Genomic DNA, 8,548 nt, shown 5'->3' with positions numbered 1-8,548 from the left:
CTGAATACAGCACCGTCACAAATTGCAACTAATTCATTAACTGAACAGATAGAACCTAATGACCAATTACCCGTTATTACCTCTAAATAATCAGGTGTTTCCACATCTTCTAGTAATCCACTAAATTCAAATCCATCTGACAACAAAGCAGATGCAACATAGCTATCCTTGGGAGAAAACCAGCATGGTAAACTCCGGGGCTTATCGGGGTAGTCGATATCCTTCATAATGTTTATTTGGTAGTGGTGAAAATTGGCATTAATGCCAGTGCTACCAAGTCCTACGATGGACAGCATCACGCTAGATTTAAACTTTGGTAGCGCAATATTTAGTTATTAAAATTTATTTCAAGCTGGATATATTCCTCGATTATTTCATGGTCAAAATAAGGTTATAATACCATCTCTGTTTTTGGCTAAAAAGCCCACAATTTCCTCATAATTTGGATTTTCTGAAACCATATCTAAATAGTGCATATTGTATCTAATGTCTTCCGAACCAAACTTGTCTAGATATTCATCTTCGTCTTCATATTCCTCCCAATATTCAGCTAGATAATCGCTAAAAGTATCAATGTGTTCCGTTTTGAGGATTTGTTTCAATTCATTGATTTTTTCATTTTCTAATTCCTCAAAAATGATTTCTTCGATATACAATTTGTAATTGATGCTGATTGGAAATATCATGGTAATATCCTTGTGCTTAATCCCGTTTTTATTGGGGATTTTATCATTATTCAAAATCAATGGGTTTACCGTTAAAGTGATCATGTATTTTTTCAGGTCGCAACCAATCAGGTAATGTAACTGGGTGTTGCTCTAATTCATTGCCATCAGCATCTACTAACCCTTCTAAGATGCCTTTAAAAAGTGGTTTAGATTGTGGTGTGGTTTTTAATTTTAATCTGTATGTTTGAGACTTGATTGAGTCAGAAATACCACTACATCCACCTAAGCAATCTTGAGTTAAGTTATGGCTGATTAAAATACAATGCTCGTTCCGCTTTCTGGGTGTGGCAATTACGAATGGTACTATATTAGTATCCGCTCAATAAGTAGGGGTAGGAGAGAAAAATAAGATAAGCAAGGGACACGCAATATAATAGAATATGACACATGACGCAAAAACTAGATTTGAGTAAGAAATCAGGAGAAGAGATACTGCAAAGCATCGAGCCAAAAGGGATTGCAGACGAATCAATGCGTCGGACAGTAGAAATATTACTGAACTTAATAGAGCAATTACAAGCCGAAGTCAAAGAATTACGAGCAGAAAATCAACAGTTAAAAGATGAAAACAACCGTCTCAAAGGAGAACAAGGTAAGCCAGACATCAAAGCCAACAAGAAAGGGTTTACCAACAATCAGTCATCAGAGAAAGAGCGAAAAACTCCAAAAAAGCACAATAAAGGCAGTAAGAACGGGACTATAAAAATAGATAGAGAAGAAATAGTAAAATACCCCCAAGATAAACTGCCAGCAGATGCTCCCGTTTAAAGGGTATCAAGAAGTAATCATCCAAGACATCATCCTGGAAACAGACAACGTACTATTTCGGAAAGAGAAATACTATTCACCGTCATCAGGAAAAACCTATTTAGCCGAACTGCCTTGTGGTTATGAAGGAGAATTCGGACCAGGAATAAAAGCCTTAGTGATGAGCCTATACTATGGGGGCAACATGACCCAAGGTAAATTATTAGAGTTTTTAGAAGACATTGGGATATCCATATCAGCCGGATATTTATCGAACCTACTAATTAAAAACCAAGTTGATTTTGAAAGCGAGAAAACAGAAGTGTATGTGTCGGGACTAGAAAGCAGTCATTGGCAACACTTCGACCAAACTGGTGCGCGGGTGGGTGGGGTGAACTATACCACTAATGTAGTCTGCAACCCTTTATATACAATCTACTTGACCACTGCCAAAAAAGACAGATTGAGTGTAGTAAAAGTATTGCAAAATGCCACAGAACTGGAGTTGATTCTCAATCAACTTACAGACAACTTACTGGAGACTTTCCAAATCCCAACTAAATGGAAAAATGCTCTGAAACTATTACCTCAAGAAACTGTGTTGAGTGAAGCAGAGTTTAATTCCCTACTTGATACATATCTACCCAAACTAGGTTCTCAACACCGGACTCGGATTATAGAAGCAGCAGCGATTGCTTTCTATCATCAACAAACTGATTGGCCAGTGGTGCAAACCCTCGTTTGTGATGATGCTCCTCAATTCAAATTACTGACTGATAATATCACTTTATGTTGGGTGCATGAAGGACGACATTATAAAAAGTTGACTCCTTATGTTGCTTGTCACCAAAAAGCTCTTGATAAATTCCTGGATGATTTCTGGGATTACTACCGAGACTTGCTGGCTTACAAAGATGCACCCAGTCAAAAAACCGCAGAAAAACTCCGGTCTGAGTTTTGGAAACTTTTCGATACTCAAAGCGGTTATCAACAGTTGGATGAGCGAAAACGATTAACTCTTCTGAAAATCTCGGAGTTGCTTTTAGTATTAGAGCATCCTGACTTGCCTTTACATAATAATCCAGCGGAGTTAGCTGCTAGGACAATGGTGCAGCGACGTAATATTAGTTATGCCACTCAAACTCTTGAGGGGACTCAGGCTTGGGATACTTTTATGTCTCTTGTTGCCACTACTCGTAAGTTGGGAATCAGCTTTTTTGAGTATGTGCGTGACCGTATTTCTCAACTTGGGAATATTCCCTCTTTGGCAACTATTATTCGTGAGCAGTCTTCTCTTCATTCCTTTGGTTATTCATTGATGTCCCAATAACTCTTAACCCCGAAATATTGAGGGGATACCTATATTAGGAGCGTTATCAAATTTACCTTTGGCATTGGTTAGTTCATCCCAAATAGATACAATAGGGTTATCTTTTAAGGTTCTATGTTTTGAACGTTCAATAGCTGCTATATAGCCATCGTTGTAAGATTCCCAATCAATTCCTTGTCCATAAATATTCGGTTCTAATGGTACTAGAAATTTCCAAGCATCATTTTTATTCTGGTCGTAGTCAATATCTGCTATTGATTCTATTTTGGCATCTATCAGGTAATGTTTCAGGAGTGCGATGGCTGCTGCTGTATAACTTTTATAACTACCAGCTTTACCATGAATGATAATGGGGGTGAATGATTCTACTAGATACCATAACCAACTGTTTTCATGAGATTTGAGTGCATTGATTAATGATTGTTTTAGTTGTTCATTATCGGGTGTACTTTTGGTAGTATCTTCTGTTTTAGTGTTGCCAGATAGTTTATCTAGCTTGCGTTTTATTTCTGCTGTTTCTAATTGGTTTTTAGCTGTTTCTTTATCAAGTTCTGATAGTTGTAGTTGGTGTTGTTTTAGGGATAATTCCCCTTGCAAAGTGCCGTTTAGGTGGTCAAGTTGTAATTCCCCATCACTTTTCATAGCTTGGATGGTTTCTGATGTTTGACGGGCTATGACCTGTTTGGTGATTTCTGCTTGGTTGCTTTTGGTAAATCCAAATAAATCTATGTGAGTTTGTTCAATTAAATCATTTTCTAATGCACGTATTTTTAACATTTTGAATTGAGAATGAACTGCTTTTTCTTGATGGTCAGTAAGTGCTTTACTTACTCCATAAGCAGTTAATAGGAATAGGGAACTAGCTACACCCCACACTACTGCTTTGTCGTTTTCAGGTGGGAGGATTTTTAAGACTGTTATATTGTTGTCAAATAACTGATTACGTCGTTCTTTATCTACTAAATAACTAACACCACGTTTAATATCAGCACCTCTACAACTGCTTTTTACATTACAGTACAATGTTTCTGTGTGTTTGATGGAATCATTAAACATGGGTATGGATGCACTGAAACCACAGGTTAATAAAACTCCTACTAGGATTGTAGAGTTACGACGCTGTTTAGTTAATTTAGAGTTAAATTCTGTTATTTCTTGCATAATCTATACCCCAATCCCAATATTTTGTGTCCCAAAAACTGCCACCGGATACCCCATCATCAGTAAAGATTAAAATTACCTTGTTTCCTTTGAGGACAAATCTAAAATGCTCTTTGGTAATACCTTGCTTGCTCATGCTTAACGACCTCCTAACAGTCTATATAAAAACTCACCTAAACCGGACTTTTGCAACCATTCAAGGAGTGAGTTGATGTTAAGAACAATGTCAACAAATCCCCTCGCTAAATAATTAATTGCAATGGCTGTTGCTAAACCACTTACCCACCACTGTAGACATCCCCAGTTACCTTTAATCTTCATTTTCATGAACTCTTGTATTGTAAATAGATGAAACTTGTTAAATTATTCAGATATTGCTAATCTTCGTTTTGATTAACTCCTGTGTTATCGGTATGAGAAAACTTTTTCAATATCCCTATCAATGCAATTGCTAATAATGCAATCAGCAAGCTAAATCCCATATTTGGTAGCTGAAAACTTAGTCCTTCGCTGCTTCTAATCTCGTTATATGTTTGGGCAATTTGGGCTTGACTATTAATAATTTCGGTGGTAATCTTAGATGTGCCTTGTAGCGAGACTGCACCACCAATTAATAATTTAATGATTCCTATTAGTGGTTTCTGTCCCAGTGTAAATTCCCAGGATTCACTACTAATAGAAAAGCTAAAACTATCGCCTACATCTATTAATCCTGGTAGCAATGAAACAACTGCTGATGCTACTTGAATAATGCTGAGTGTTACTTGCAGTTCAAATAACAACCAAGATAGGGAACAACTGCTAAATTGACAAGCTATAAACAATAAACCGCTATCAATACGCTTTCTAGCTTGAATATCAGCATAAAGTTTAGTTTCAATATGACTTAAATATCTGACTGTTTCTTGATTAATTTGTGTAGATTCTTCACTGTCTAGAATTGAATCTAGCTCCGGTGGTGTGTGAGGTGCTAACATAATATTAAGAATGTAAAATTAACCTGATATTCCCCCAACCATTACCCGTGATTGGGGGATTAAAATTAGAAACCTAATGCTCCTAATACCTGCTGAATTTTACCTTTTATGCCTCTATAATTCTTTTGAGGAATCAAATCTACTCTGGCATCGTTGCCATTATCTAGGTACTCATCAATTACTTTCTCTTGATATTTTTTATCTGCTTCTATTTGTTTCCATTCGGGTCTGTTATTCTGCTCTAATACTGCTACGTCACGGTCAACACCAACTAGAAAAGCATCCATATATCCTTTGACTTCTTGATAGTTTAGTTGGTACTTGTGACGGTCATTTTCTAGTTTCTTGTCAATTAGATATTGTGCTGATAGTTCGATTTTACCGTGTACGAATTTTCTATCTGCTATTGCAGTAGCGTTAGCTGCTTTGTCTATTGCCAATGTGCTTTTACCAGCAGCTTGAAGAATATCTGCAAGGGCTAAATTATAGGTTTCTGTGCCTTCTATGATTTCCAAATATTGTTCTCTCAGTTTAGGAGCGTATTTATTCATAAATTCAGCCTGCCTGTGCAACTCACCTATTTTTTGAATTGCGGCTAAATCTCCCATAACTGCGTTTTTAAAGTCGGTCAGGGTAATTCCAAATTTTGCTGATAGTTGGCTGTTTAATGCTCCACCTTTGACTGTGACGTGGTTTTTAATTCTCATATTCTTAGCGGGTGGTAAGGCTTTCATGGTGGTATTTCTAGATATAGGTTAGGGTCGGTAAAATATCGGTGTACAGGTTTTGTTATCCGGTTATTGAAGCGTAGGTTATCGAAGATAATTAGACCGGATAACAGGGTGATTGTTAGTAAAATAAGCACAGGATTAAACCTGATTTTTAAAGTATTATCCTGCTTTACTTGTTGGGATAGTAAAGGCTGCAAGTGCTTTTTTGACGTTGCTTTTAAATTGCTTGTTTGCCTCCTGAATATCGTTGTTTATGCTTTTCAATCCATCGGTTAGCAGTTGGGAATTTTCTGTATTTTTCTCATTTACTACTTCCCTGACTTCGGTGATAAGGTTGTTGATTTTCTGTTGACTAATCATAGCTTTGTGTTCTACAAATGCCATGATTGCTGCTTTGATAGCGTCTATGTCTTGTTCTAGTGTGTCGGTTGAATCATTGATATTTTCAGCAATTAAAGATATCTCAGAAGTGTCTAAAGCAATGCCCATATTCTGAGCGGTGCTACTAACTAATTCATTTTTGGTGGTGGTTGCTAGTTCTGAAGATTGGGGTATTTCCTCATTTTCTGTTTTTGGAGTAAATAAGGCAGGATGGGTATAAAATTCTGACAATTCTTCAATAGTGGATGGATTGGTTGTGGTTTCTGGTTCTATTTCGTCAGAATTGTTGTTAGTTAAAGTCTCCTGTTCGGTTGCAGCTTCATTAATGGTAACTGCTTCTATTTTTTCTGTAATTACTGTTAGCTTGGTGGCATTGTTCATAAAATAATCAGTCACGGCATTGATTTCTACTTTTGTTGGGTTGTCAATGTCCAGAAAAGTCTTGATGCACTGTTCTTTAATTTCTCCCAATACAACTTTTAGCCCTTTTCTGGATAGACGGGATTGGATGCGAGTTGCTACTTTATTCAACATAATTGATTACCTCAAATGAGCTTGTTTTGCTCATGAATTTACTAGCTAACTTTTGCTAGTTGAGCTTCATTTTTAGATTTATAAATCAGTGCCATAGCAGCAATTGGAATTAAAACTGTACTGCTATAAAAAGCTCTGGCTTTATAACCGCCAGCTTTACTAAACCATCTGGAAAGTGTTGATTGGTGTGGTTTGATTCCCTCTTTTTCTAAAAAATTCACAAAATCTTTACCTTTCATTCCCTCACCAATGTCAACAGCTTTCTTATCAAGAGTTGCCTTGATTTTGTGGAATTGAGAATAATATTTGGGTGAAGTTTTCCGCAGATTTATGAACAATTCAAAACCGTTTTTATCCATCTGGAAACCGCAAGCTTGCATAGCTTTTTTGGTTCTCCACCAGTGGACATCGTTGACTCGATAACCCATTAAAGTCTCGTAGACTATCCTTTCTTGCTCCATACGCTGTAGTTTTTTACTTCCACATTTCCAATATAGTGGAAACGAGGAGAAGTTGCAACGTTATAACTTATTTCTTTTTTCTCGTTTCAACCATTAGGCTAAAATACGGTGTGAAAATAGCTCGAACACCTATTCTGATGGCTAAAAAAGACGACCCCAATTACAAAAAATTATCTGGTCACATACCCAAGGAATTATTTACAGACTTTAAGAAAATCCTTATAGACAAAGGGTTGGATATCTCTACTGCTTTGGAAATAATAGTTGGTGAATGGGTTGAAGCGAATAAGAAAGATTAATTTTTATGCAGTATGCACTAACTGTACTCTGCATAATTTGAGTGGAGGTAATACACACACCTGTAAATGTATTACTAATTCGTGTAAATGTATTACCAATTCTGCATGACTAAGGTGGAAATAGTATCAACTCTAGTAAATATGCAATATGGGTAATACCAATAATTAAGTAAAACTTGGGCAAAGGCTGATAAATTAGGAGCTATATAATGCAGTTTCGTTGCATTAATTTTTCTAACTATAGTGACTTTTCCCCAGTTTTGGGTATATATTGATTAAGTTATAACGTTATTACCTGGTCGAACTTGTTTAGTCGATCCAAGGCGATTGCCTACGGCAGTGCGCTCCGCGCAATCGCTTCGCTCAAAGCAAGCATCGCACTAATCATTCCTAACGTTGTGATAGATAGCTACGCTCAACGCAGCCATCGCACTCTCAGACTCCCAAAAACCAAAAAGCACCAGCTGATGGATCTGTGCAGTCCTAATCAATTTCTCTGGGAAATAGGTTATGTTCAGTAGTTTTACCGAAAATAACTATATCCAGGTCTTGCCATGATTGCATTGCTCAAACTATGATCTGTGTTTATATATCGCTATTAATCCTATAAACAAGCCCAAGGAGGAAAATTTATTAACGTGTTCGTAACATTAAATTCCCGCTTACACACACAGCTAACATCCTATGCCAAGATTCACAATTTTGGCCGGAGGAATTTAATGTCTGGCAATCTGAATTTTTCAGAGCATGATCAAGAAGCCCCAGTCAGGTAATCCGACCAGGGCTTTTGTTTTCACGCAGTAATTTCGCCGTTCTGCGTTTTATTTAGATTGTTGGTTGTTTTCGTAAAAAATTCAGGTCTCCAATAAGACCTAAACCGTTCATATAAGTGCTTGCTAAGGAGGCACTAAATTATTAACTCAACAAGTGCCAGGGAGGCACTAAATTTATGCTAAATACAATTTATCATTTCCCATGTCCAAATGGGAATAGTATCCCATCAGATTTTTTTAACGAAGTCGCTTTAGTCGCCTACGCACCAGTATTTTTATATCATACAAAAAATTTACTAAACCGCTTAAATATTCTTGAACAAGCACAAATAACTGGAGAGGCTGCAATCTCCAACTTACAAAAAATGATGGAGGTTGCGTAATGGTTGCACAATTCTCAAGAAACTCCTACCAACCTCACCAAAC

The 8,548-nt window shown here is 36.9% G+C and carries 12 protein-coding genes and 1 pseudogene; 4 read left to right on the top strand and 9 right to left on the bottom strand.

Annotated elements, in window-relative coordinates; genetic code table 11:
* Nucleotides 1-296, bottom strand: a pseudogene (locus H6G06_RS26870) (hypothetical protein); the annotation flags it as partial.
* Between the two features lie 84 nt (nucleotides 297-380).
* Nucleotides 381-770 carry a hypothetical protein gene (locus H6G06_RS26865; protein ID WP_190565110.1) on the bottom strand — a complete coding sequence of 130 codons (390 nt, stop codon included), beginning with the start codon at nucleotides 768-770 and terminating at the stop codon, nucleotides 381-383.
* A gap of 345 nt (nucleotides 771-1,115) precedes the next feature.
* Here H6G06_RS26865 and H6G06_RS26860 point away from each other — a divergent pair, with 345 nt between their 5' ends.
* The gene (locus tag H6G06_RS26860) at nucleotides 1,116-1,496 is read left to right on the top strand and encodes a hypothetical protein (protein WP_190565109.1); all 381 of its coding nucleotides are present in this window, start codon (nucleotides 1,116-1,118) and stop codon (nucleotides 1,494-1,496) included.
* Entirely contained in the window at nucleotides 1,483-2,805 is a 1,323-nt protein-coding gene (locus tag H6G06_RS26855) for an IS66 family transposase (RefSeq protein WP_199306902.1), read from the top strand. Before H6G06_RS26860 ends, H6G06_RS26855 begins: the two co-directional genes overlap by 14 nt.
* Nucleotides 2,806-2,808: 3 nt before the next feature.
* Here the strand turns inward: H6G06_RS26855 and H6G06_RS26850 are convergent, their stop codons facing one another.
* The 7 genes from H6G06_RS26850 to H6G06_RS26820 all read right to left on the bottom strand — a co-directional run bounded on the left by H6G06_RS26850 (nucleotide 2,809) and on the right by H6G06_RS26820 (nucleotide 7,050).
* The gene (locus H6G06_RS26850; protein WP_190565108.1) at nucleotides 2,809-3,966 is read right to left on the bottom strand and encodes a hypothetical protein; all 1,158 of its coding nucleotides are present in this window, start codon (nucleotides 3,964-3,966) and stop codon (nucleotides 2,809-2,811) included.
* Nucleotides 3,944-4,102, bottom strand: a complete 159-nt coding sequence (locus tag H6G06_RS26845; protein ID WP_190565107.1) for a hypothetical protein — start codon at nucleotides 4,100-4,102, stop codon at nucleotides 3,944-3,946. The genes H6G06_RS26850 and H6G06_RS26845 overlap by 23 nt, the downstream gene beginning before the upstream one ends.
* Nucleotides 4,103-4,104: 2 nt before the next feature.
* Nucleotides 4,105-4,293: a hypothetical protein gene (locus H6G06_RS26840; protein WP_242039874.1), complete on the bottom strand. Its 189-nt coding sequence runs from the start codon at nucleotides 4,291-4,293 to the stop codon at nucleotides 4,105-4,107.
* A gap of 50 nt (nucleotides 4,294-4,343) precedes the next feature.
* Entirely contained in the window at nucleotides 4,344-4,943 is a 600-nt protein-coding gene (locus H6G06_RS26835) for a hypothetical protein (RefSeq protein ID WP_190565105.1), read from the bottom strand.
* Between the two features lie 65 nt (nucleotides 4,944-5,008).
* Complete coding sequence (locus tag H6G06_RS26830; protein ID WP_190565104.1) at nucleotides 5,009-5,677, bottom strand: hypothetical protein; 669 nt, start codon at nucleotides 5,675-5,677, stop codon at nucleotides 5,009-5,011.
* 156 nt (nucleotides 5,678-5,833) lie between these two features.
* A complete protein-coding gene (locus H6G06_RS26825) occupies nucleotides 5,834-6,589 on the bottom strand; it encodes a hypothetical protein (protein WP_190565103.1) in 756 nt (251 codons plus the stop codon).
* Between the two features lie 41 nt (nucleotides 6,590-6,630).
* A complete protein-coding gene (locus H6G06_RS26820; RefSeq protein ID WP_190565102.1) occupies nucleotides 6,631-7,050 on the bottom strand; it encodes a hypothetical protein in 420 nt (139 codons plus the stop codon).
* Between the two features lie 110 nt (nucleotides 7,051-7,160).
* Between H6G06_RS26820 and H6G06_RS26815 the strand changes: the two genes are divergently transcribed.
* Nucleotides 7,161-7,349, top strand: a complete 189-nt coding sequence (locus H6G06_RS26815; RefSeq protein ID WP_190565101.1) for a hypothetical protein — start codon at nucleotides 7,161-7,163, stop codon at nucleotides 7,347-7,349.
* Nucleotides 7,350-8,298: 949 nt separating this feature from the next.
* A complete protein-coding gene (locus tag H6G06_RS26810; RefSeq protein ID WP_190565100.1) occupies nucleotides 8,299-8,505 on the top strand; it encodes a hypothetical protein in 207 nt (68 codons plus the stop codon).
* Nucleotides 8,506-8,548: the final 43 nt, after the last annotated feature.

The organism is Anabaena sphaerica FACHB-251 (assembly GCF_014696825.1).
Taxonomy (GTDB): Bacteria; Cyanobacteriota; Cyanobacteriia; order Cyanobacteriales; family Nostocaceae; genus RDYJ01.
The sequence above is the reverse complement of the archived record's forward strand: the minus strand, read 5'-3'. Positions and strand labels throughout refer to the sequence as shown.